Source organism: Streptomyces xylophagus, from assembly GCF_000716435.1.
GTDB lineage: Bacteria > Actinomycetota > Actinomycetes > Streptomycetales > Streptomycetaceae > Streptomyces > Streptomyces xylophagus.
This window is the reverse complement of sequence record NZ_JNWO01000007.1, coordinates 544912-566907: the sequence shown is the minus strand read 5'-3', so window position 1 is coordinate 566907 and position 21996 is coordinate 544912. Positions and strand designations below refer to the sequence as shown.

At 70.8% G+C, this 21996-nt stretch carries 22 protein-coding genes and 1 tRNA gene; 6 read left to right on the top strand and 17 right to left on the bottom strand.

Going from position 1 to position 21996, the window contains the following annotated elements; all coding sequences use genetic code 11:
* The 4 genes from OO70_RS17510 to OO70_RS17495 all read right to left on the bottom strand — a co-directional run bounded on the left by OO70_RS17510 (position 1) and on the right by OO70_RS17495 (position 3777).
* Positions 1-1404, bottom strand: a complete 1404-nt coding sequence (locus OO70_RS17510) for a glutamine synthetase family protein (protein ID WP_043671287.1) — start codon at positions 1402-1404, stop codon at positions 1-3.
* 42 nt (positions 1405-1446) lie between these two features.
* Entirely contained in the window at positions 1447-2259 is an 813-nt protein-coding gene (locus OO70_RS17505) for an SAM-dependent methyltransferase (RefSeq protein ID WP_043671283.1), read from the bottom strand.
* 112 nt (positions 2260-2371) lie between these two features.
* Positions 2372-3226 carry a hypothetical protein gene (locus tag OO70_RS17500; protein WP_043671280.1) on the bottom strand — a complete coding sequence of 285 codons (855 nt, stop codon included), beginning with the start codon at positions 3224-3226 and terminating at the stop codon, positions 2372-2374.
* 200 nt (positions 3227-3426) lie between these two features.
* Positions 3427-3777 (bottom strand): hypothetical protein, encoded by a 351-nt coding sequence (locus OO70_RS17495; protein WP_043671277.1) that lies wholly within the window; start codon positions 3775-3777, stop codon positions 3427-3429.
* Between OO70_RS17495 and OO70_RS54630 the strand changes: the two genes are divergently transcribed.
* Both OO70_RS54630 and OO70_RS17490 read left to right on the top strand, forming a co-directional pair.
* Positions 3776-3943 carry a hypothetical protein gene (locus tag OO70_RS54630; protein WP_158711486.1) on the top strand — a complete coding sequence of 56 codons (168 nt, stop codon included), beginning with the start codon at positions 3776-3778 and terminating at the stop codon, positions 3941-3943. The genes OO70_RS17495 and OO70_RS54630 overlap by 2 nt on opposite strands.
* Before the next feature lie 2 nt (positions 3944-3945).
* Positions 3946-4416, top strand: a complete 471-nt coding sequence (locus tag OO70_RS17490) for a potassium channel family protein (protein ID WP_043671274.1) — start codon at positions 3946-3948, stop codon at positions 4414-4416.
* Positions 4417-4473: 57 nt separating this feature from the next.
* Here OO70_RS17490 and OO70_RS17485 read toward each other — a convergent pair whose 3' ends face one another.
* The 5 genes from OO70_RS17485 to OO70_RS17465 form a co-directional block, all read right to left on the bottom strand.
* Positions 4474-4848, bottom strand: a complete 375-nt coding sequence (locus OO70_RS17485) for a YybH family protein (protein ID WP_234336858.1) — start codon at positions 4846-4848, stop codon at positions 4474-4476.
* 374 nt (positions 4849-5222) lie between these two features.
* On the bottom strand, positions 5223-6776 hold the full coding sequence (locus OO70_RS17480) for a carboxylesterase/lipase family protein (RefSeq protein WP_043671271.1): 1554 nt from the start codon (positions 6774-6776) through the stop codon (positions 5223-5225).
* Positions 6777-6893: 117 nt separating this feature from the next.
* Positions 6894-8375: an MFS transporter gene (locus OO70_RS17475; RefSeq protein ID WP_043671268.1), complete on the bottom strand. Its 1482-nt coding sequence runs from the start codon at positions 8373-8375 to the stop codon at positions 6894-6896.
* Positions 8376-8481: 106 nt separating this feature from the next.
* Complete coding sequence (locus tag OO70_RS17470) at positions 8482-9702, bottom strand: sensor histidine kinase (protein ID WP_043671265.1); 1221 nt, start codon at positions 9700-9702, stop codon at positions 8482-8484.
* 78 nt (positions 9703-9780) lie between these two features.
* Positions 9781-10818: a zinc-dependent alcohol dehydrogenase gene (locus OO70_RS17465; RefSeq protein ID WP_043671262.1), complete on the bottom strand. Its 1038-nt coding sequence runs from the start codon at positions 10816-10818 to the stop codon at positions 9781-9783.
* A gap of 252 nt (positions 10819-11070) precedes the next feature.
* Between OO70_RS17465 and OO70_RS17460 the strand changes: the two genes are divergently transcribed.
* Positions 11071-11574 carry a MarR family winged helix-turn-helix transcriptional regulator gene (locus OO70_RS17460; RefSeq protein ID WP_043671259.1) on the top strand — a complete coding sequence of 168 codons (504 nt, stop codon included), beginning with the start codon at positions 11071-11073 and terminating at the stop codon, positions 11572-11574.
* 71 nt (positions 11575-11645) lie between these two features.
* Here the strand turns inward: OO70_RS17460 and OO70_RS17455 are convergent, their stop codons facing one another.
* The gene (locus OO70_RS17455; RefSeq protein ID WP_043671257.1) at positions 11646-12458 is read right to left on the bottom strand and encodes an SAM-dependent methyltransferase; all 813 of its coding nucleotides are present in this window, start codon (positions 12456-12458) and stop codon (positions 11646-11648) included.
* Positions 12459-12522: 64 nt separating this feature from the next.
* Positions 12523-13347, bottom strand: a complete 825-nt coding sequence (locus OO70_RS17450) for an alpha/beta hydrolase (protein WP_043671255.1) — start codon at positions 13345-13347, stop codon at positions 12523-12525.
* Positions 13348-13512: 165 nt separating this feature from the next.
* Between OO70_RS17450 and OO70_RS17445 the strand changes: the two genes are divergently transcribed.
* Entirely contained in the window at positions 13513-14298 is a 786-nt protein-coding gene (locus OO70_RS17445) for a sulfite exporter TauE/SafE family protein (protein WP_043671252.1), read from the top strand.
* Positions 14299-14340: 42 nt separating this feature from the next.
* Positions 14341-15090: a cobalt-precorrin-6A reductase gene (locus OO70_RS17440; protein WP_043671250.1), complete on the top strand. Its 750-nt coding sequence runs from the start codon at positions 14341-14343 to the stop codon at positions 15088-15090.
* Here OO70_RS17440 and OO70_RS17435 read toward each other — a convergent pair.
* The 4 genes from OO70_RS17435 to OO70_RS17420 form a co-directional block, all read right to left on the bottom strand.
* The gene (locus OO70_RS17435) at positions 15074-15571 is read right to left on the bottom strand and encodes a hypothetical protein (protein WP_043672662.1); all 498 of its coding nucleotides are present in this window, start codon (positions 15569-15571) and stop codon (positions 15074-15076) included. The genes OO70_RS17440 and OO70_RS17435 overlap by 17 nt on opposite strands.
* A gap of 43 nt (positions 15572-15614) precedes the next feature.
* Entirely contained in the window at positions 15615-17693 is a 2079-nt protein-coding gene (locus tag OO70_RS17430) for an MDR family MFS transporter (RefSeq protein ID WP_043671248.1), read from the bottom strand.
* Between the two features lie 69 nt (positions 17694-17762).
* Positions 17763-18536: a precorrin-6A synthase (deacetylating) gene (gene cobF / locus OO70_RS17425; RefSeq protein WP_043671246.1), complete on the bottom strand. Its 774-nt coding sequence runs from the start codon at positions 18534-18536 to the stop codon at positions 17763-17765.
* A gap of 78 nt (positions 18537-18614) precedes the next feature.
* Positions 18615-19136, bottom strand: coding sequence for a DUF309 domain-containing protein (locus tag OO70_RS17420; RefSeq protein WP_043671245.1), 522 nt, complete (start codon positions 19134-19136; stop codon positions 18615-18617).
* A 99-nt stretch (positions 19137-19235) separates the two neighbouring features.
* On the opposite strand from OO70_RS17420, the gene OO70_RS17415 reads away from it, so the two are divergent.
* A tRNA-Pro gene (locus tag OO70_RS17415) sits at positions 19236-19309 on the top strand.
* A gap of 98 nt (positions 19310-19407) precedes the next feature.
* Here OO70_RS17415 and OO70_RS17410 read toward each other — a convergent pair.
* Both OO70_RS17410 and OO70_RS17405 read right to left on the bottom strand, forming a co-directional pair.
* Positions 19408-20292, bottom strand: coding sequence for an ROK family protein (locus tag OO70_RS17410; RefSeq protein WP_043671243.1), 885 nt, complete (start codon positions 20290-20292; stop codon positions 19408-19410).
* Positions 20289-21983: a class I mannose-6-phosphate isomerase gene (locus OO70_RS17405; protein ID WP_043671240.1), complete on the bottom strand. Its 1695-nt coding sequence runs from the start codon at positions 21981-21983 to the stop codon at positions 20289-20291. Before OO70_RS17405 ends, OO70_RS17410 begins: the two co-directional genes overlap by 4 nt.
* Positions 21984-21996: the final 13 nt, after the last annotated feature.

The window sequence follows — 21996 nt, the reverse complement described above, 5'->3', positions numbered from 1 at the left end:
TCAGTACTTCCAGCGGTACGCGGCAGCCACTTGCTCGTCGTCCAGCTCCGCTACGGCCGCGATCTCGCCCTGCCGTACGGCGATCACCGCGTCGGCGAGGACCGGACCCAGCGCGGCCCGCAGGTGTTCGTCCTTGCGGAACTCCGCGACGGACTCGGCGAGGGAGGCCGGCAGACGTCGTACGCCACGGGTCTCGGCCTCCGAGGCGCCGAGGTGCGCGGGGTCTCCGGTGGTCTCCTCGGGCAGGGCGGCGGACGAGGTGAGGCCGTCGAGGCCGGCGGCGATCAGGCAGCCGAGGGCGAGATAGGGGTTGGCGGCCAGGTCGACCGGCTTCACCTCCAGGTTCGCCGCCTGGGCCCTCTGGCCCGCCGTACCGGTGACGACGCGCACCGCGGCCTCACGGGTCTCGCGGCCCCAGGCGGTGAACACCCCTGCCCACTGGGAGGGTTGGAGGCGGAAGTAGCTGGCGGGGCTGGGCGCCGTGACGGCGGTGAGGGCCGGGAGGTGGGCCAGGATGCCGGCCGCGAACGACTCGGCGTCGGCCGTCATGCCGTAGCGGCGGTCGCCCCCGGTGTGCAGGTTCGTCCCGTCGCGCCACGCGGAGAGGTGGATGTGCCCGCCGTTGCCGACGCCCTGTGCGAGGACGGCCGGCGTGAACGAGGCGCGCAGGCCGTGGCGTTGGGACACCGCGCGGATGGTCTGTCGTACGAGGACACTGCGGTCGGCCGCCGCGACCGGGTCGAGTGCGGCCACGGACAGTTCGAACTGCCCGGCCGCGTACTCGGGGTGGAACTGGTCCACGTCCACGCCCTGGGTCGCCAGGGCGGACAGCAACTCGGCGCCGTAGTCGCTCAGTTCGACCTGTCGGGTGGCGCTGTACGCCGGGCCGGTCGTGGCGGGGACGAACTCGCCGGCGGGTGTCGTGTCCAGGCCGAGCGCCCATTCGATCTCGATGCCCGCCCGGAAGGTGAGCCCGTGGAGCCGCTCCGCGTCGACGAGCGTACGGCGCAGGAAGGTGCGGCTGCAGCCGGGGTGCCGCTCGCCCTCCTGGGTGATGCGGTCGACCGGTGCCCAGGCCCAGCCGGGTTGTGCGGCCAGGACGGCCAGGTGGTCGAGGTCGGGGTAGAGGCGCAGGTCGCCGTCCGGGGAGCCGAGGACGTCGGTGGTGACGATGGAGTCGTTCGCGAGGAACGTGTCGAACACCGGGGACATGCCGACGCCCCAGGCCGCCGCCGAGGCGAGCTTCGCGGTCGGGACCGTCTTCACCCGGCCCACGCCCGCGGTGTCGACGTAGGCCAGGACGATCCCGTGCACGCCCCGCCCGGTCAACTCCGCGGCCAGCGCGGTGGCGCGCTCGACCTCGCCGGGACGGCCGCCGGGCAGGGGGTCGGCAAGGGTGGTCATACGTCCTCCACGGTCGCGTCCTGAACGGTAGGCGTCTCCGTGTCAGGGTTTCACGGCCACCGCGCCGAACTGCGGTACCACGGCCGGGGAGTCGGAGTCCGGGCGCCACCGCGAGCACGGGACGAGGCCCGGGTCGAGGAGGTCGAGGCCCTCGAAGAAGGCGGCGACGTCGGCGCGGCTGCGGGCGGTGATCGGGGGAGTGGCGTTCTCGTTCCAGAACTCCATGGCCGGGACGTTGCCCTCGCCGCCGAGGTCGGCGTCGTAGGTGGGATGCGTGAGGACCAGGAAACTGCCCGAGGGGACCGAGGCCATGACCCGGCGCACGACCTCGCGGGCCTTCTCGGTGTCGAGGATGAAGTTCAAGATGCCCAGCATCATCACCGCGATGGGCTGGTCGAAGTCCAGTGTGTCGGCGGCTCGTTGGACGATCGACGCCGGGTCGTGCACGTCCGCGTCGATGTAGTCGGTGACGCCCTCGGGGGTACTCGTCAGCAGTGTGCGGGCGTGGATCAGGACGAGGGGGTCGTTGTCGACGTACACGATGCGCGCGTCCGGGGCGGCGCGCTGCGCGATCTCGTGCGTGTTGTCGACCGTCGGCAGTCCGGTACCGATGTCGAGGAACTGCCGTACCCCGCGCTCGGTCGCGAGGAAGCGGACCGCCCGGCCGAGGAAGTCCCGGTCGGCACGCGCCACTTCACGGATCACCGGGAACATTCCGGCGACGTGCTCGCCGACCCGCTGGTCGATCTCGTAGTTGTCCTTGCCGCCGATCCAGTAGTTCCACACGCGCGCGTTGTGCGCCACACCGGTGTTGAGCCGGGTCGGTCCGTCTGCCGGGGTGTCGCTGTCACTCACGTCGTGGCTCCTTGTCGCCCGTGCGGTCGTCCCCGCCATTGTGCCGCCAGATGATCACTCGGCCCAGGGGTTCGCGACGATCGGGGCGAATCTTCTTCGGGGTGGCGAACTGTCAGTCCAGGTTGCCGGGTTGGGCGGGCGGTGTCCGTCCGGCCAGGACGTCCTTCAGACGCGAGGCGCCCTGCTGCACGGCGGCTTTCGTCGTGTCGGTCTCGGTGCCGTCGAGTCCGCCGGACGTGACGGTGATCGCGTCGGTGCCGACCCGGACGACGGCCAACTGCAGTGTGAGAGTGGTCGGTTGGCTGCTGCTCGTGCCGGTGACGGTGACCTGCAGACCTTGCCGGGCGTCGCCCACGGAGGGCACCGGGTTCTCGATGACCTGGACCGTCCGGTGGCCGCCCTTGGAGTCGGTCGCGGTGAACTGGTCGCACTTCACCGGCAACGTCTTCAGCCAGTTCAGGGAGGTGCCGAGGCGGGCGCGGTCGTAGGCGGCGACCTGGTAGAGCAGCCGGGAGTTGCTCTCCTCGAAGCCGGTCAGCGCGGACGCGCCGGACGGCTTGCCGAGGAGATCGTTGCCGTAGAGCGCGTCGAGCAGTTTCTGGCAGTCGGCGGCGTTCGTCTTCGCGGTGAGGAAATCTGCGACGTCGACGTTGCCGATGACCAGCTTGTCTCCCCAGCCGGCGGCGTCCTTGACCTGCGTCCAGTTGTCCTCGAGGTCGGCCTCGGTGATCAGCGCGGCCTTGGCTCCGGCTTCGGTGAGGGTTGGGGTGGCGGACTTCCCGGTGCGGGGCGAGGCGAGGGGGGACTCGGCGGCGAGCGGGGAGGCGGCGACGTCCGAGGCGCTGTCACGGCCCGCATCGCCGCCGCCCTCGCCCTGGCCGGAGCAGGCCGCGCAGGTCAGCAGCGCGCCCGTCGCCAGGACCGAGGCGAGGACACGGGCGGTGCGGGAAGGCGGGCGACGGTGCATGGCGAGGCCTCCAGGGGGAGTGGCAGGTCCCCTCAGCGCACCATCGGGCCGCCCGACCCTCCAGCGCAGGGGGCCGTTCGGGTGAGTCACCGCGGGTCAGGAGGTCGCGTTCCCGCAGGTGAGTGGTGTAGGGCGGGGCATCGCGTGCCCTCGGGCGAGCGGAATGCCAGGGCGTCCAGTCCCCTCGGGCGAGCGGCGCGTCAGTGGGCCTGGTCCTCCGGCGGGCCGGAATGCCGGTGCGGCAGATGCAGACGGTGTTCGTGGTGTTTATGGGGCGGACGGGGTTGGTGCTGCTCCGCGCGACGCGCCCGCTCGGCGAGCCCGGCCTCCAGCACATGCACCGTGCGCCCGCCGCATTTGGGGCAGATCGCGTCGGCGAGGGGTGACCTGAGGGCCTTCCCGTCCTCGTCGACGTACTCCTGTGTGGTCAGTCCGGAGGCGTCGGTCGGGTTCGTGAAGAACATGACCTGGAAGGTGGCCTCCCAGGAGTGGCCGCAGTCACCACAGGTGAACGCGAAGGTCTCCGGCACGGCTCGGGGTTCCGCGGTCATGGCAGGGACCTCCGTCGAGTGGGGCGCGTGGTCGGACGACCGGCACTGCCCCCAGCGCACAACGCCGTACGTCGTACGGCAACTCGAACGCCCCGCCCGGCATGCCCGCGCCCCCGCCCGCCCCGACACTGGCCCCAGGCCCCGGCACCGTGACGCGAAGGAGTGACCATGCTGCCCGGATTCCTCACCAGGGCGGTCGAGTTGCTGCTCGGCAGAGAGGGCCGCTCGCTCCACCTGAAGGCGGCGGGCGCGGCGACGGCGGTCCTCGGCGTGGTGATGCTCGTCGGCTCCTGGGCGGTGACCGTCGCCGAACAGGGAGCACGCGGCGCCAATCTGACGACGTACCCGAAGGCCCTGTGGTGGTCGATCGAGACGGCGACCACCGTCGGCTACGGCGACTTCTACCCGGTGACACTGTGGGGCCGCGTCGTCGGCTCGGTGGTGATGGTCGTCGGCATCACCACGTACGGCCTGGTCACCGCAGCGCTGGCCACGTGGTTCGTGGGCCGCGAACAGCGCCGCCGGCATCATCTCGCGCGCGGGGCCGAGGAGTTGGGGGAGGAGACGGTGCGGGCCCTGCACGAGCGGTTCGACCGGCTGGAGCGGATGGTGACAGGGAAGGGTGCGGACACGGCCTAGCGGCGCCGACCGGTTGTCACCCCGGGCCGACGCGTCCACGGTGAGCGGACCCGCGGATCAGGTACTCAAGTGCTCGTGCTGCACCTTCCACCCACCATCCCGTCTCACGAGCACGTTCGTGCCCCGTCCCTGTCCGGACCGAGGCCGGCCGTCGACCACTCCCGTCCAGAAGAAGCGATACCGGCACACGGCGTGGTCGGCGGCCAGGACGATCCACTCGAGCTCCTTGATTTCGTACACCTCGTCCTGGATGGCCACGAAGGTCCGCTCGATCGCTCCGGTGATCTCGCCCAGGCCCCGATGGGAACCGTCGGAGAACCAGTAGACGGCATCCGAAACGATCAACGGCGCCACCCGACCGATGTCGTGACTGTTGGCGGCCTGCTCGTACCGCCTCATGAACGCGGTGAGCTCGGCAGCAAGATCTGACATGGGGACAGTCCCTCTCCGGTGTCGGAGCCACGGCCGATTCTGGCGGGCTCGGACTTGCCCTCGGACCGGGGCTGAGATGCGCCGTGTTCGGAAAGTTCGGCACGCAGTCAACTCCCGGCATCAACCCCGGACTTCACGCTCCGCTCCGTGCTTTCGCGAGCCCCGACAAAGAGCCTTATGGCTGCGCGGGAGGCCACCGTCACACCCCGGCACACGCGACTGCCATGTGGCACGCCTTCATCAACCGTCACATCGTGTGAGCCGACGCCGACCGTCCTCCGGTGTACCCGACGAACCGCCGCGGGACCGATGAACCCGGAGCGTCAGAGCACGGTGTCCAGGCTCAAACCGTCCGCTGTGGGCTGCTGCGACTCCTACCCGATCAAGGGCAGCGCAGCGAACACATGCCCCTTCCACAGTCGCCGCGAAGCCTCCTCCGGATACGCCGTGACCACGGGCTCCGCGTCGAGTAGCTGCACCGCCCGCCGCTCGATGTCGTACGCGGGCCAGCCCGGGTCGCCCGTCCTCGCGAACGCCGTCCAGGACGCGCGGAAGCGGGACGACAGTGCCAGCGCCTCGGGGGAGGGTTCGACGTCCGCGAACAGCAGGTTGCCCAGGTCGGCGGTGAACGTGCCGAACAGCAGCGGAATGTCGAGGCCGTGGCAGGCGCCCAGGACGCCGCCCAACCCCGGTGCGGGCCAGGTGAGTTCGTAGACGTGCGCGCGACCGCCGGCGGCGAGCTGTGCCTCGGCCAGGTGGAGGCAGGGCATGCGGAACACCCGGTCGGAGTTGACGATCTCGTGCAACTCGCCCGGTGAGGCGTCCGGGAAGGCGGTGCGATAGGCCTGGGCGGCATCGGGCCCGGGCCCGAACCGGCGCAGCGCGGTCGTCGCGTCCTCCTCGGTGAGCTTCCCGAACTGCCCGTCGAGGACGGTGAACAGGCGGAACTCGTCCCGGTTGTGACCGAGGATCAGTTCCACGTCGCGGGCGGCACCGGCCGCGAGGCCCTGCCAGGGTGTGGTGGGCAGCACCTCGCCGTCGACGACGGGCGCGAAGGGACTCAGCGTGTGGGCGAGGGTGCCCCACCGGTCCTCGTACTGGTGCATCTTGTCGGTCAACGTCTCACCAGCCATGGGCAGTTGACGCGGGTCCACGGTCGAGAGGTCGGCGGCCGTGGGGCGCAGTCCCGCCTCGGCGGCGATCGCGGCCGCGATGTCCTTGGCCAGCGGGTCGGAGAAGAAGGGGCTCGGCACGCTCTGCGCGATGGCCCGCCGGAACAGTCCGGACGCGCTCGGCATGACCAGCAGCGAGGCCACCGACCCGGCACCGGCCGACTCGCCGAAGACGGTGACCTGTTCGGGATCACCGCCGAACGCCGTGATGTTCTCCCGCACCCACTCCAGCGCGGCGACCTGGTCGAGCAGCCCGCGGTTGGCGGGGGCGCCGTCGATCCGGGCGAACCCCTCTATTCCGACACGGTAGTTGAGGGTCACGACCACGAGGTCGCCGTCCCGCGCGATGTGCTGCGCGTCGTAGCCGGGGCTGCCCGCGTGTCCCAACTTGTAGGCGCCGCCGTAGATCCACACCATCACCGGACGCCGGGCCGCCGGATCGGGAGCGGGTGTCCACACGTTGACGGTCAGCCAGTCGTCGCCCGTCGGCGCCACCAACACACCTCTGCGGCCCTGGAATCCGGACTCCTGCGGGGGCGGGGGCCCGAAGTCGAAGGCGTCCCGCACGCCGTCCCAGCCGCGCACCGGGCGCGGTGCCTGGAACCGGGCGTCCCCGACGGGCGGTTCGGCGAACGGGATGCCGCGGAAGACGGCCAGCCCGTTCTCCAGCCGTCCACGCACGGCACCGGCGCCGAACCGCACCACGGGTTCGGGTGTCGAATCGGCTGCTGTGTCACGGGAGTTGGGTGTCGTCATCGTGGACTCCTCGCTGTGGCAGGGGGGACTGACGGGGCGTGCGGGCAAGCGGCGGGCGGTCGCCGTCCCGTCGGGTGCGGGGCGGCGACCGCCGTGTGCTCGATGAACCAGAATGCCTCAGGCCTTTGCCTCGGAGACCTCCTGAGCCGGGGCGGGTGTCACGTCGGCCGGTGCCTCGACAGCCTTACGGGGCTTGGGGATCAGGCTCGCGAGGAAGAAGGCGAGCAGCGCGGCCCCGGCGCCGATCGCCATGACGACCTTGAAGCCGTTCTCCGACGGGAGGGCGGCGCCGCCGAAGTCGGTGGTCATCTGGGCGAGGATCACACCGGCGATGGCACTGGCGAAGCTGGTGCCCAGGGACCGCATCAGGGTGTTGAGGCTGTTCGCGGCGCCGGTCTGGGACGGGTCGACCGCGCCCATGATCAGGGCGGGCAGGGCGCCGTAGGTGAAGCCGACGCCCGCGCCGATGATGCAGGACACCAGGACGAGGTGCCAGACCTCGGACATCAGCAGGATGTTGAGGGCGTACCCGGAGGCGACGATCAGCGCGCCGATCATCAGGGTGACCTTGGGGCCCTTGGCCTTGGTGACGCGGGCGGACACGGCTGACATGGCCATCATGACCAGGCCCTGCGGGGCGAGCACCAGGCCGACCATCAGCATCGACTTGCCCAGGCCGTAGCCGGTCTGCGTGGGCAGTTGGAGGAGCTGGGGGAGTACCAGGGACATGGCGAACATCGAGAAGCCGAGGGCGATCGAGGCCAGGTTCGTGAACAGCACCTGCGGCTTTGCGGTCGTGCGCAGGTCGACCAGCGGCTGCGGGCTGCGCAGCTCGTACCAGCCCCACGAGAGCAGGATCGTGACGGCGGCGACGCCGAGGATCAGGGTGGTCGCGCTGGTCCAGCCCCAGTCGGAACCCTTGGAGATCGCGAGCAGCAGGGAGATCAGTCCGGCGGAGAGTCCGAGCGAGCCGACCAGGTCGAAGCGGCCGCCGGTGCGGACCTTGGACTCGGGCACGATCGACAGGACCAGCAGGAAGGAGACGGCGCCGAGAACGGCGGAGACCCAGAACAGGATGTGCCAGTTGTAGTGGTCGGCGATGAAGGCCGCCGAAGGCAGACCCAGGGCGCCGCCTACGCCGAGCGAGGCGCTCATCAGGGCGGTGGAGCCGGCCAGCCGGTCGCTGGGCAGGACGTCACGCATGACGCTGATGCCGAGCGGGACGACCGCGGCGGCCAGACCCTGCAACGCGCGGCCGATGACCATCGGGATCAGCGAGTCGGCCAGGGCGCACACGATCGAGCCGGTGACCAGCAGGACGATGCTGGTCAGGAGCATGCGGCGCTTGCCGAACATGTCGCCGAGCCGGCCCACGACCGGGGTGGCCACGGCGGCGGCCAGCAGGGTGGCGGTGACCGCCCACGCGGTGTTCGACGCGGAGGCGTTCAGGTACTTCGGCAGCTCCGGGATGATCGGGATGACCAGGGTCTGCATCAGCGAGACGACGATTCCGGCGAAGGCCAGCACCGCGACGACGGCGTTCGACCTCGGCGGAGCGGAGGAACCCGCTTCGGCGGGTCGGGCAAGGGCGTCGGACATGGCAGTGCCTCCATCGGGAACGAGCTGTGACGATCAGGGACGAGTGACGACGATCAACGGCAAGCCGACTTGCTTGACTCACTCAACCATAATGAGATTGATTGAGTTAAGCAAGTGCATTCTGGGTGTGAGGCTGGGCGGGGGAGAGCAACGGCAGTTCGGTGACGACCTCGAAGCCACCCTCGGGCCGGTGACCTGCGCGAAGTCGGCCCCCGGCGGAGAGCGCACGCTCCCGCATGCCGATCACGCCGTACCCGCTGCCGGACGCGGGGGGCGCGGGGGACGAGGGTGCCGCCGTACCGCCGTGATCCGTGACGGTGATGCCCAGCCGGTCGTGCGAGTAGGTCAGCCGCACCTCGGCCGAACCGGCGCCCGCGTGCTTGGTCACGTTGGTGAGCGCTTCCTGCACGATGCGGTACGCCGTGAGGTCCGCACCGGCGGACAACGGCCGTTGCCTGCCTTCGGTGTTGACGGTGACGGACAACCCGGCGGGCTCGAACGAGGCTGCCAGATCTGCCAGTTGGGCCAGACCGGGTGCGGGCCCCGCTGGAGTCTCCGAGTCGTCCGCGTGACGCAACAGGCCGACGGTGGCCTTGAGTTCGCGTACGGCCGACAGGGTGGTGCCGGCGAGTTCACCGGCGATCCGCTCGGCCTCCTCGGGCCGGCTGCGCATCAGCCGTACGACCGTACCGGCCTGGAGGTTGGCCAGGACGAGGTGATGGGCGACGACGTCGTGGAGGTCCCGGGCGATCCGCATGCGTTCCTCGGTGACACGGTGCCGTGCCTCCTGCTCCCGGGTCCGTTCCGCGTGCTCGGCACGTGCCCGCACGGCCTCCAGGCAGGCCGCGCGGAGCCGGGTCGTGGTGCCGAGCGAGGTCGGCAGCAGCAGCCAGAAGGCCGGGCCGAGCAGTTTCAGGACCAGCGGCTCGTTGTCAGGCCCTACGACGAGGGACGTGCCGGCCAGCAGGGCGATGCCGGAGGCGGTGAAGACGTTCGCGGTGGTCCGGTCGGAGCGCAGGGCCAGCGTGTAGAGCGCGACCATCAGCGGTCCGATCACCAGGACCGTGAGGATGTACCCGAGCGCGGCCACGGCCATGGCGCAGCACAGGGTGACCACCACCGTGGTGCGCGGCAGGGTGCGCCGCCACAGCAGGGCGAGCGAGGAGACAGCCGCGACCAACACGCCGGGCCACCACGGGACTTCGAGGTCGTGGCCCGGGAGCGTCATCACACTGCCCGGGAAGGAGCAGGCGAAGAGCGCGGCGGCGACGACCAGGTCGACGGTACGGGGATGGCAGCGCAGCACCCGCTGCAGGCTGTGGATCATGGCGTGGGGGGTTCCTGTCCGAGAGGGCCGGCGCCCGCCGGTTCCCACCGCGCATGGCGGGAACCGGCGCGCCTGCCCCTACTCGTCGAAGGTGACGACGATCTTCTCCGCCGCGCCCGGCGTCAGCGCGAGCTCGAAGGCGTCCTCGACCTCGGCGAAGGGCACACGGTGGCTGATCAGCTTGGCGAACCGCTCGTGGTGCTCGACGATCTCCCGCGTGACCTCGAAGATCTCGGTGGGGTAGCCCTGCGAGGCGATCAGTGTCAGCTCGCTGCGCAGCATCCCGCCGAGGTCGATGTCGGCGCCCTTCTTCTGTACGGCGACCATGACCAGCTTGGCGCCCCACTTCGCGGAGTCGACCGTGGTGTTGACGACCGCGGCGACGCCGGCGGCGTCGATGTAGATGTCGGTGCCCGGGCGGGGCTGGCCGAGCGCGTTGGCGGCCTGGCCGTGCAACTCGGTCAGCCGCGAAGTCACGTCCTCCTCGGCGGAGTTGATCACGGCGTCCGCGCCGACGGCGAGCGCCGTCTCCAGGCGCGAGGCGATGACGTCGGCGACGACGACGTGCTCGACCCCGCGCAGCTTCAGCCAGATCGCCGCGCCCAGACCGATGGGCCCGGCACCGAAGATGACGACCTTGTCGCCGGGTTCCGCCCCGGAACGGTTGACGGCGTGCCGGGCCACCGCCATCGGCTCGTTGAGGGCGGCGACGTCGAAGGGCACGCTGTCGGGGAACACGGTGACGCTCTTGCCGATCTCGCAGTCCTCCAGCAGGAGGTAGTCGCTCATGGCGCCGTGCTTGCCGCCGCAGCCGATGATCCCGGAGGGCGCACCCTGCGGGTTGACGACCACCCGGTCACCGGCCTTCAAGCCCTCGACCTCCGCACCGACCTCGACGATCTCCCCGGCCGGCTCGTGGCCGAGGGGGACCGGGACCATGGCGCCACCGGCTCCGAACGGGCCGCCGCCGATGTGGAGGAAGAAGGTGTCGGTGCCGCAGATCCCGCAGGCGCGGATCTTCATGAGGGCGTCCTTGGGCCCGGGCACCGGACGCTCGACGTCCACCACGTCGATCTTGTCTACGGCGCCGGTCTGCACGGACTTCATCGTGGCCATGAGGGGACTCGCTTTCCATGTGCGTGAGGGGTGTCACCGGCCCCGGCGGCGGACGGGGGGAGTACTCCGGCCGCCGGGACCGGTGACGGCGCCATACTCCGTCCCCACGGCGTACGGCGCGACGGGGACACCTCCGCTTCGGTGACCCCGGCTCTGGACTTGCTTGAGTTAGGCAACCATAAATGCGTTACTTAAGTCAAGCAACCGTTTCGACCTTGCTTAACTCAGGCAAGTAGCTGTTACGGTGGACGCATGTCCACACCGCCACCCGCGCCGCCACCCGTTCCGGCGGACGTAGTCGAGATCGAGCGGGTCCTCACCCGGATCGCCTACCTGGCCGGGCGGGCCCGGCAGCACGAGCGTCTGATGGCGCTCGCCGGGCTGCCGCTGGACCGGGCCGCCGTGGCGATCCTCCGCTACATCGCCGAGAGCGAGCCGATGCGCCCCGGCGTGCTGGCCGTCCGGATGTCGGTGGAGGCCTCTCATGTCACGCGCCAGCTACGGCAGTTGGAGCAACTCGGCCATGTGATCCGAATCCCGGACCCCGACGACGGCCGTGCTCAGCGCGTCCAGCTCACCGACAGCGGACTGGCCGCCGTCACTCGCATACGGGACGCGAGTCGCCGCGGCATGGAGATGGCGCTGGCCCACTGGTCCTCCGAGGACCTACGGCACCTCGCGGCGCTCTTCCACCGGCTGGTCGACGACTTCGTCACCCACGCCGAGGCCGCCGTGGACCTCGAAGCCTCCGCCTGACGGCTCGGGAAACCGGCCGCACCCGATCAACTGCCGGGCCCCGGTGGCAAATCGGCATGGGTGCCGGCGTCTCAGGCCTTGAAGCCGACGCCGCCGTACAGCGAGATCGGGCCCTCGCCGAGTGGCGTCTCGCCCTCCGCGAGTTCGGGATGCCAGTCCGCCACGGACACGATGCCTGGTTCGACCGGCTCAAGTCCCTTGAAGAAGCTGCTGACTTCGGTGTGCGAGCGGGCCACCAGCGTCACCCCGCCCGCCGCGTACGCGGCGATGCCCCGCTCCACCTTCTCCGGCTCGAAGTCGGCGGTCATCGCGGACAGCACCAGACAACTGCCCGGCGCCAGCGCGTCGATGAGGGTGTCCACCAGCTCGTGCGCGCCGTCCGCGTCCGGGATGAAGTGCAGCAGGGCGATGAGGGACAGGGCGACCGGGCGGTCGAAGTCGAGGACGCGGGCGGCCTGTTGGAGGATCGTGAGCGGTTCGCGGGCGTCGGCCTGGAGGTACTCCGTCGCACCCTCGGGGGTGCCGCGCAGCAGTGCCGCGGCGTGGGCGAGGACGATCGGGTCGTTGTCGACGTACACGACCCGCGCGTCCGGCGCGGTGGACTGGGCGATCTGGTGGAGGTTGGGCGCGGTCGGTATTCCGGTGCCGACGTCCAGGAACTGGCGGATGCCCGACTGCCGGGCGACCAGCCGCGTCGCCCGCTGCATGAACCAGCGGTTGGCCCGCGCGGTCCGTGGGGCACCCGGGTCAAGTGCCGTGATCTGCCTGCCGAGTTGCTCGTCGACCGGGTAGTTGTCCTTGCCGCCGAGGAACCAGTCGTACACCCGGGCCGGATGCGGCTTCGATGTGTCGATCCGCTGGACGGCCGGTTCTGTCCCGGTCACGCGACGCTCCTCTGCTCGGCTGTGCCCGACGACTCCGACGGGTCGTGCGAGAAGTTTGGCACGGTCATGCCGACCGGGTGGTGCCCTCCAACACGCCGTCCAGGAAACGGATCAGGTCCGCGAAGACCTCCGCCCGGTTCGTCTCGTGGAACACCTCGTGCCGGGCGCCCGGATAGACGCGTTCGGTCAACTCACCGCCGCTCAACCGCTCGACGCCGACACGGCTCCCGGCGAGCGGGACGAGCCGGTCGTCGCTGCCGTGCAGCCAGAGCAGGGGGAGAGGGCCGATGTCCCCCGACTCTGAGACGGTCCCCAGGGTGCGGGCGAAGGCCTCCAGCGTCGGCCGCTTCATCGGGCCGTGCCAGACCAGCGGATCCGCCGCGTACGCCGTACCGACGCCCGGGTCGCGGGAGAGCGCGGTCGGGTTGATCGGGATGTCGGGGATCTCGGCGAGTTCGAGCAGTCGGCCCGGCAGTTCCCAGGTGCCGATCACCGGCCCGGACAGCACGAGCGCGGCGAGCTCGTCGCCGTGGCGCTGCGCGAAACGGGAGGCGATCAGGCCGCCCATGGAGTGGCCGATCAGGACGAGGGGGACGCCGGGGTGCCTGGCGCGGGCCAGGTCGGCGACGGTGTGCAGGTCCGTGACCACGTCCTCGAAGTCCTCGATCAGCGCGCGCTCACCGGCCGACCCGCCGTGTCCCTGGTGGTCGGGACCGTGGACGGCCGCGCCGTGCGTCCGCAGTACGGCGGCCAACTCGGCGTACCGGCCGATGTGTTCGCCGTACCCGTGCGCGACGAGGGCGATGTACCGAGGGTGCTCGTGCGGCCACTCGCGTGCGGTGATCGTGCCCAGGGTGCCCGTGAGGACGTGCTCGCGGGTGTCGGCCATGTGTCCTCCGGAGGTGTCGGGAAGGTCGCGGTTCCGGGGGATCTTTCCACGTGGTGGTGCCGGTGGAACGCTACCGGCACTTCCGTCGGCTCTCGACAGTGCAGGGGCCACCTGCCGAGACACTCCTTACGCGGCCGGATGTAAGGACATACCATCGGTCCTCGCATGAACACGATGACGCTCTGGCACATATCCGGCTGGGAATTCGCCGCGCTCGCCGCCGCGGCCCTGCTCGTCGGCTTCTCCAAGACCGCCGTGAGCGGGGCCAACACGGTCAGCCTCGCGATCTTCGCGGCTGTCCTGCCCGCCCGCGCCTCCACCGGCGTACTGCTCCCGATCCTGATCGTCGGCGACATGCTCGCCGTCCTCACCTACCGACGGCACGCCCACTGGCCCACGCTGTGGCGGCTGTTCCCGGCGGTCGCGGCGGGAGTCGTGATCGGGACGCTGTTCCTGGTGTGGGCCGACGACGCGGTCGTACGGACGTCGATCGGCGCGATCCTGCTGTTCATGGCCGGGGTCACCCTGTGGCGCCGGCGCAAGGCGGAGGCCGGGGCCGGGGCAGACGACGAGCCGGACTCGGTCGTCACCAGGTCCGGGCGGGCGAAGGCCCGCTCGTACGGTGTGCTCGGCGGCTTCACCACGATGGTCGCCAACGCCGGCGGCCCGGTGATGTCGATGTACCTGCTCTCCGCGGGCTTCCGGAAACTGGGTTTCCTCGGCACCTCGGCGTTCTTCTTCCTCATCGTCAACGTGACCAAGGTGCCCTTCAGCGTCGGCCTCGGCCTCATCGACGGCCACTCGCTCCTCCTTGACGCGGCGCTCGCGGCATTCGTCGTACCCGGTGCGTTGATCGGCAAATGGGCTGTGAACCGAATCAACCAGCGACTGTTCGAGCAACTCGTGATCGCGGCGACGATCGTGGGCGGCCTCCAGCTGCTCCTCCGCTGACGCCACCGACTCCTCGGACCCGTGACCTCGTACGCTCACCCCATGGCCTCGCACATCCTGGTCCTCGGCGGCACCACCGAGGCGCGTGAACTGGCCGCCGAGCTGGCGGCCAGGCCCGGGGTCAGGGTGACCACCTCCCTCGCCGGCCGGGTCTCGCGGCCGGGGGCACTGGCCGGTGACGTACGGATCGGTGGGTTCGGCGGGGCCGAGGGGCTGGCCGCGTGGCTGCGGGAGCATCGCGTGGACGCTGTCGTCGACGCCACGCACCCTTTCGCCGAGTCGATCACCGCGAACGCGGCGCGAGCCGCGACGGCGACCGGACTGCCCGTCGTCGTACTGCGCAGGCCCGGCTGGCGGCCGGGACCCAGAGACCGCTGGCACCCGGTCGACTCGCTGGCGGAGGCCGCGGACGTGCTGCCCGGACTCGGTCGGCGCGTCCTGCTCACCACCGGACGCCTCGGGCTCGCCGCCTTCGCTCACCTCGCCCAACTGCACTTCGTCGTACGGTCGGTGGAGCCGCCCGAGCCTCCGATGCCGCCGGATGCCGAAGTGCTGCTGGCACGCGGGCCGTTCACAGTGGCCGACGAGGCGGCGCTGTTGCGCGCGCACCGGATCGACGTCGTCGTCACGAAGGACAGCGGGGGAGCGGCGACGGCGGCCAAACTGACCGCCGCGCGGGAAGCGGGCGTTCCGGTCGTGGTCGTACGACGACCGCGGTTGCCGGACGGTGTGCGCGCGGTGCCCGATGTGGGTGGGGTGCTGGAGCGGCTGGGTCTCAGCCCGGAGCGATGACCGTGGCCCGGAGACGGTCCACCGCGCGCAGTACCTCGTCCCGGTTCTTGGCGCTCTTCATCCAGGCCGGGAGGCGGGCGACCAGTGTCATCTTGCGGCCGGTCTCGTACCAGGGCGCGCGTTCGCGCAGGTCGGCGGCGACGAACCGGCTGATCAGGTCCAGGTGGGCGAGGTTGTAGGCCCACAGACCGCCGTGCCGGGTCCGCGTCTGCAGCCACAGGGGCACGTGGAAGTAGGGATCTCGGGCGAGGTCCGCAGAACCGTACCGGAGGGAGAAGCTGCGGCCCGCGCAGGTCCGCGACAGGCCGCAGCTTCGGCAGACGAGGTGCCTCGGCGCGAACAACGCCGGGTTCGGCTCCTGGCACGGCTGCTGTACGACATGGGCGATCCGCTCGCAGCGCGGGCACCGCACCAGCATCGAGTCCAGGAAGTCGTACTTGGTGCTGCGCGGATCGCGGAAGCGGACCGGGGCGGAGGACATGCCGTGAGTGTCGCGCCCGCCCGGCCCCTGCGTCACCCGGTTTTCAGGAGTGGGCGCTCCCCGCCAACTCCGCCGGACGCTGCGGCAGTCCACTGCTCAGGTCCTCCACCAGGAGCCGCTTGGCGATGGAGTCGACCGCGGCGCGGAGGTCCTCGCCCGACGGGCGGCCGATGTCCTGCTGCACCCGTTCCTCCAGCCAGGTGCCCCACGCCTTGCCGATGACCTCGGCCTCGCGTTCGCCCGCGGCGGTGTGGGAGAGGAGGTTGCCGTCGCGGGTCAGGTAGCCCTCCTGGACCATGCGGTCGAAGACCGGGAGGAGCACCTCCGGCGGCATGTGCCGGCGGGCGGCGATCAGGCCGAGGCTCGCGTGGCCGACCAGCCTGCCGAACAGTTCGACCTGCATCACGGCCCAGGCGCCGGCGATGTCCAGCCGGGTGTCGGAGCCGGTGATGATCCGCCGCGCGGTGTCGAGGTCCGTGCTGCCGATGACCTTGCCCACAGCGGCTTCGAGGAGCCGTTGCGAGTCCGCGCCGCGCGGTGACGCGAAGCCCTCTCCCATGTCGGTGGAGCCCATCCGCGCGCTGTCCCGCAGCTCGACCTGCTTGAGGAACAGGGCGACGACGAAGCCGATCACCGCGACCGGGACCGCCCACCGGAACACCGTCTGGATGGTGTCCGCGTAGGCGTTGATGATCGGAGCCGCTGCGGCGGCCGGCAGTTTGTGCAGGCCCTGGGGGCTGGTTGCCGCCTTGGTGAGCATGGCCGGGTCCAGTGCGCTGGTTCTCGCGGCCGAAGCGATTCCGTCGCGGAGATTGGGGCCCAGGCTGTTGGTGTAGATCGTGCCGAAGACGGCGGTGCCGAACGAACTGCCCAGCGTACGGAAGAAGGTGACGCCGGAGGTCGCGGTGCCGAGGTCGACGTACTCGACGGTGTTCTGCACGGCGATCGTCAGGACCTGCATGCACAGCCCGATGCCGGTGCCGAGCACGAACATGTACAGCGACTCCAGCCAGGCGCCGGTGCCCGGACCCATGAGGGACATCAGATAGAGCCCGACGCCCATCACCAGGGAGCCGACGATGGGGAAGTAGCGGTACTGGCCCGTCTTGCTGACCACGTTGCCGCTGAAGACGGACGCGATCAGCAGGCCGATCACCAGGGGCAGCGTCCGCACACCGGAGATCGTGGCCGAGTCGCCGTCGACGTACTGCAGATAGGTCGGCAGATACGTCAGCGCGCCGAGCATCGCGAAACCGACGATGAAGCTGAGGATCGAGCAGACCGTGAACACCGGGTTCGCGAACAGCCGCATGGGCAGCATGGGTTGCTCGGCCCGGGTCTCGACCCAGCAGAAAAGTGCGAGCGCGACCGTGCCGCCGACGAACAGGCCGATGATGGTCGGCGAAGCCCATGCGTACTGGTTGCCGCCCCAACTCGTCGCCAGGATCAGCGAGCTCGCGCCGACCGCGACGAGCGCGATGCCCAGGTAGTCGATGACGGGCCGCATCGCCGACTTGACCACGGGGATGGTACGGGCCGCCGCGACGACCACGATGATCGCGATGGGGACGTTGACGTAGAACGCCCAGCGCCAGGTGAGGTGGTCGGTGAACAGGCCGCCCAGGAGCGGCCCGATGACCGTGGCCACGCCGAACACCGCGCCGATCGCGCCCTGGTACTTGCCGCGCTCCCGCAGCGGGATGACGTCGGCGATCAGCGCCATCGCCGTCACCATCAGACCGCCCGCGCCGATGCCCTGCACGGCCCGCCAGGCGATCAGCAGCGTCATGTTGGTGGCGAGACCGCACAGGAACGAACCCGTGATGAACACGATCGCCGAGACCTGGAAGACCACCTTGCGGCCGAACAGGTCACCGAACTTGCCGACCAGCACGGTCGCCACGGTCTCGGCCAGCAGATAGGCGGTGACCACCCACGACATGTGCGCGGCACCGCCCAGGTCCGACACGATCGTCGGCAGGGCCGTACCCACGATGGTCTGGTCGAGGGCCGCCAGCAGCATGCCCAGCATGATCGTCACGAAGACGACGTTGCGGCGGCGAGGGTCCAGCACAGGGGGCTGCTGCGCGGAAGGCAGCGCGGTTTCCTCGGCGACTGTCACGAGGTCACTTTCACACCAAGGGACCACCTCTGCACAGTGGGCGGGTCCGCTCGGGTTCCGCCCGGCGCGCTACTCGGTGCCCGGGTGCCGGCGCAGCAGATACGTGTCCATGATCCAGCCCTTGCGCTCACGGGCCTCGGCGCGCAGCCGCTCGATGCGCGGAGCGGCCTCGGCTATCGGTCCGGAGGCGAGGATCTCGTCCGGGGTGCCGATGTAGGCGCCCCAATAGATGTCGATGTCCTGGTCGGCGTACTGCCGGAAGGTCTGCTGCGCGTCCAGCATCACGACCACGTCGTCCACACCCTCTGGGAACCCCTCGGAAAGCCGCCGGCCCGTGGTGATCTGCACCGGCCGGGCCACCCGGTTCAGTCCCGTGCGGTGCCGGGCGACGAGCGCAGAGACACTGCTGATGCCGGGCACGACGTCGTACGTGAACGCCACCGCACCCCGCTCCAGGATCTCCTCCAGGATGCCGAGCGTGCTGTCGTACAGCGAAGGGTCACCCCACACCAGGAACGCGCCGCTCTCCTCCTCGCCCAGCTCCTCGGTGATGAGCCGTTCGTAGATGTCCGCGCGGGCGCTGCGCCAGTCGCCGACCGCGGGGGAGTACGCGGCGCCGCCGGCCTTCCGGTCCCGCTCCGGGTCGCGCGCCTCGACCAGGCGGTACGTCCCCTCCGGTATGTGCGCGTCGAGCATGTCCCGCCGCAACTGCGTGAGGTCGGACTTCACCTCGCCCTTGTCGAGGAGGAAGAACACGTCCGTGCTCCGCAGCGCCCTGACCGCCTGCAGGGTCAGCTGCTCGGGGTCGCCCGCGCCGATACCGATGACATGAATCTTTCGCACGCCCCCGAGTCTGCCCCACGCCACTGACAGTCCGTACACCGCACCGGCCCGGCCACGGCGTCCCGCGAAACGGCCGGGCTACGACACCCCGCGCAGCCGAGGCGCCCGAGCCCGCGCGTCCACACTCCCGCCGCCCCGCTCCACATCGTCCCCAAGCCCGCGCGCCCACGCGGCGACCCCCGCGAGATCCATCCCGTACGGCCGCTCGCGCCCCGTCACGGATGCCCACTCCTCTACGCCCCCGGCCCCGCGCCGCAACAGCCGGGCGCCGCCGGTGACGTTCCCCCGGGCCGCGTGCGTGAGGCCAACGGCGAGCTGGGCGAGCGCGCGCCACAGGGCACGCTCCTCATCCGGCCCCGACTTCCAGGCGTCCTCGAAGACCTCGTGCGCATGGAACGGTTTCCCCTCGTCGAGCAGCGCCTGCGCCTCGACGACGGTCACCTCCGGCGCGCGCACGACCCCCTCGGGCTGCCGTGCCACGCCGTCCGCGTCGTACGGCAACGGCCGCCCGAGCCCGTCCCGCGGCCGGGCGTTGCGCGCCCGCCCGTCGTCGTCCCGGTCCCGTGCTCCGGCCGTACCGCCTGACGATGTGTCGTCCATACGACGATTGTCCCGCGCCCGGTGCCGGCTTCGGCGCACCCCCGGGCGTGGGGTAAAGTGCTGTTCGCGCGATCACGCGGTTCACCGCGGGAAGCGCACCGGGACGTGGCGCAGCTTGGTAGCGCACTTGACTGGGGGTCAAGGGGTCGCAGGTTCAAATCCTGTCGTCCCGACGGTGCGAAGGGTCTTCACGGGCGAGAGCCTGTGGGGGCCCTTTTCGTATGGAGCGCTTCCGGTCCTCGACCACCAAGGGGCCTTCCCTTCCTCGGTCTCACGCCGCGGCGCGGGCCGCGCCCAGCAGTGCGGCGTCCCCTGCGGGGCCTGCGGGTTTCATCGCACGGGTACGTCGTGCGTCGGCACCCGGGTCGTCCGGTGTCCAGCCCCCGGCGGCGAGACCGGCGGACAGGGCGGGGGCGACGAGGTCCCAGGAGCGGGCCATGGAGCCCCCGACGACCAGGGCGGTCGCGCCGAAGTCCACCAGGTGCGGGCCCAGCGCCGTGCCCAGTCCGGTGAAGACGTCGTCCAGCACCCGCTGGGCCCGCTCCTCCCCGGCTCTCGCGCGTCCGGCGATGTCGTGCACATCGGCGGCGGGGTCGCCGTAGCGGGTGAGGATCGCCCGGCGGGAGACGGTGTCCTCCAGCGGGCGGCCGTCGATCTCGGTGAGGTCCATCCGCCCCTCGGGGGGTATCCCGGGACCGTTGTCGCGGATGCGGCCGTCGGCGAGGAACGCGGAGCCGACACCGGTGCCGAGCGTGATACCGACGGCGCGGCGGTGCCCGCGGACGGTACCCGCGGACCACTCGCCGGTCAGGAAGGCGTGGGCGTCGTTGAGGAACACGACGTCCCCGGGACGCTGCCGCAGTCCGTGGAGGAGCGCTGCGCGCACGTCCATCCCGTACAGGGCGTCGAACTTGCCCACGCCCTGGAAGAGGGCGATCCCCCGTGCGTAGTCGAACGGTCCGGGCACCGCCACGCCCCACCGCGCACCAGGAGGCACCCGCAGCTCGTCGGCGCAGTGTCGTACGGTGCCGAGGATGGCTTCGGCATCGCCGTCCGCGTCTAGCGGCCTGCGGGTACGGCTGGTGACACGCCCGTCGCGCAGGTCGACGAGCGCCGCGGTGACATGGGTGCCGCCGATCTCCAGGACAGGAATCAACGGACCAACGCCTTCACGACACGCACCGGGCCGACGCCGGTGGCTCGCAGGGTGTAGGGGCCGACCGCGGCCGGCACAGTGAGCGTCTCCGCGTAGGCCAGTTCGTGCCGGTCGCCAGCCGCGGTGTGCACCGTGACGCCTTCCCCTTCCACCACGTTCAGGATGTGGAACCGTCCCTGCGTGTCGTCGGGAGCCTCGGCGTCGGCGTCGAGCACGAACCGCCTGACCTCGTAGAACATCTCGGCCAGGTCGCCGATGACCTCCTCCCGCCAACCGGTGCCCTCGCGCAGGGTGCGCGGCTTCTGCACCAGGTCGCGGGTGACGGCCTCCCCGCGTCGGCCGGTCTCCAGGTTGGCGAACCCGTGCTCGTAGGGGAGGGGGCGCGGGTTGCCGTCGGCACCGGGTCGGAGCCAGTCGTAGAACCTCAGGCTGTACAGATAGGGGGTGGCGCTGATCTCCAGTACGAGGTTGCCCGCGCCGCTGGCGTGCGGGGTGCCCGCCGGGATCATGAACAACTGGCCCTGTTCGGCGGGGAAGGCCAGGACGTGGTCCTCGGGGTCCATGGGGACTCCGTCGGTGACGGCCCGTTCCACCTCCTTGCGGAAGGCGTCCACGTCGGTGTCCTCGTGCAGGCCGAGGAACACCTTGGTGTCGGTGCTGCCGAGGGTGAGGTAGTACGTCTCGTGCTGGGTGTAGTCCCAGCCGAAACGCTCGCGCATGTACGACTCCTTGGGGTGGCAGTGCACGGACAGGCTGCCGCCGCCGACGGTGTCCAGGTAGTCGAAGCGGATCGGGAAGGACGTACCGAAGCGGGCGTGCACCTCTTCCCCCAGCACGCTCAACGGCTCCAGCACGCACAGGAGTTGGAACGGCACCTCGGCCTGCGCCTCCGGTCCGGTGCCGACGAGGATGCCGGCCTCGGGGGCGATCAGTTCATAACCGAGCGCGGTGTTGCGGGAGTCGGGGTTGAAGCCGAGCTCGCGCTGTGCCCAATGTCCGCCCCAGGGAGTGGAGTTGAAGTACGGGCGGGTGCGGACGGGCTTGCGGGCCAGGTCGGCGTACGTGGCGCGCAGGCCTGCTCCGTCGATCCATGCCGGGTGGTCGGGGTGCTGCATGTCGAGCCAGGCGTCGAGGCGGTGGGCGAGCGAGTCGCGGTGCCGGTCGAGCATCGGCCAGTCGACGTAGAAGAGGCGTCTGAAGTCGGGCTTCTCGCCCGGTAGGCCGAGGTTGGTGCCCAACTCGCCCGCGCCGACGGCGGCTTCCGCGTAGCGCTTGGGCACGTCGGCGTACCAGAGCAGGTCGTGGTCGACGAGGGCGGCGCCGGGGCCGTAGACGAGGCGTAGCCCTTCCTGTGGTGGTGTGGATACCGGGAGGGTCTCGAAGAGGTCGTCGAGGGGGTTGTCGGCGAGCTTGCGGAAGTACGGGTCGTCGGCGTCCGCCGGGTGTTCGGTACGGCTTCTGACGAGCGCCGGCCGTGCGTAGTGGTTCCGGATGTCGAGCAGGGTGACGGGGACGCCGCGCCCGGTCAGTTCGTGTGCGAGGCGGTCGGCGAGGAGGGACCAGTCGACGGACGGGGAACCGTCGATGGCCAACACCGCCGGGCCGTCGGGGAGTTGGGAGGCCACTGCCTGCCATCCCGTGTGGAATGCGGCCTGCGGGGCGGGGGCGTAGCGCGGATCGAGCCGGTACACACGGTCTCCTTCT

Excerpts from the sequence above, each read along its gene's own strand:
- OO70_RS17495 (WP_043671277.1), bottom strand. The coding sequence starts at position 3,777 with ATGACCGCGGAACCCCGAGCCGTGCCGGAGACCTTCGCGTTCACCTGT.
- OO70_RS17435 (WP_043672662.1), bottom strand. The coding sequence starts at position 15,571 with ATGTCCTCCGCCCCGGTCCGCTTCCGCGATCCGCGCAGCACCAAGTAC.
- OO70_RS17500 (WP_043671280.1), bottom strand. The coding sequence starts at position 3,226 with ATGCACCGTCGCCCGCCTTCCCGCACCGCCCGTGTCCTCGCCTCGGTC.
- OO70_RS17465 (WP_043671262.1), bottom strand. The coding sequence starts at position 10,818 with ATGGCCACGATGAAGTCCGTGCAGACCGGCGCCGTAGACAAGATCGAC.
- OO70_RS54630 (WP_158711486.1), top strand. The coding sequence starts at position 3,776 with ATGGCAGGGACCTCCGTCGAGTGGGGCGCGTGGTCGGACGACCGGCAC.
- OO70_RS17485 (WP_234336858.1), bottom strand. The coding sequence starts at position 4,848 with ATGTCAGATCTTGCTGCCGAGCTCACCGCGTTCATGAGGCGGTACGAG.
- OO70_RS17445 (WP_043671252.1), top strand. The coding sequence starts at position 13,513 with ATGAACACGATGACGCTCTGGCACATATCCGGCTGGGAATTCGCCGCG.
- OO70_RS17490 (WP_043671274.1), top strand. The coding sequence starts at position 3,946 with ATGCTGCCCGGATTCCTCACCAGGGCGGTCGAGTTGCTGCTCGGCAGA.
- OO70_RS17475 (WP_043671268.1), bottom strand. The coding sequence starts at position 8,375 with ATGTCCGACGCCCTTGCCCGACCCGCCGAAGCGGGTTCCTCCGCTCCG.
- OO70_RS17480 (WP_043671271.1), bottom strand. The coding sequence starts at position 6,776 with ATGACGACACCCAACTCCCGTGACACAGCAGCCGATTCGACACCCGAA.
- OO70_RS17450 (WP_043671255.1), bottom strand. The coding sequence starts at position 13,347 with ATGGCCGACACCCGCGAGCACGTCCTCACGGGCACCCTGGGCACGATC.
- OO70_RS17440 (WP_043671250.1), top strand. The coding sequence starts at position 14,341 with ATGGCCTCGCACATCCTGGTCCTCGGCGGCACCACCGAGGCGCGTGAA.
- OO70_RS17510 (WP_043671287.1), bottom strand. The coding sequence starts at position 1,404 with ATGACCACCCTTGCCGACCCCCTGCCCGGCGGCCGTCCCGGCGAGGTC.
- OO70_RS17420 (WP_043671245.1), bottom strand. The coding sequence starts at position 19,136 with ATGGACGACACATCGTCAGGCGGTACGGCCGGAGCACGGGACCGGGAC.
- OO70_RS17460 (WP_043671259.1), top strand. The coding sequence starts at position 11,071 with ATGTCCACACCGCCACCCGCGCCGCCACCCGTTCCGGCGGACGTAGTC.
- OO70_RS17470 (WP_043671265.1), bottom strand. The coding sequence starts at position 9,702 with ATGATCCACAGCCTGCAGCGGGTGCTGCGCTGCCATCCCCGTACCGTC.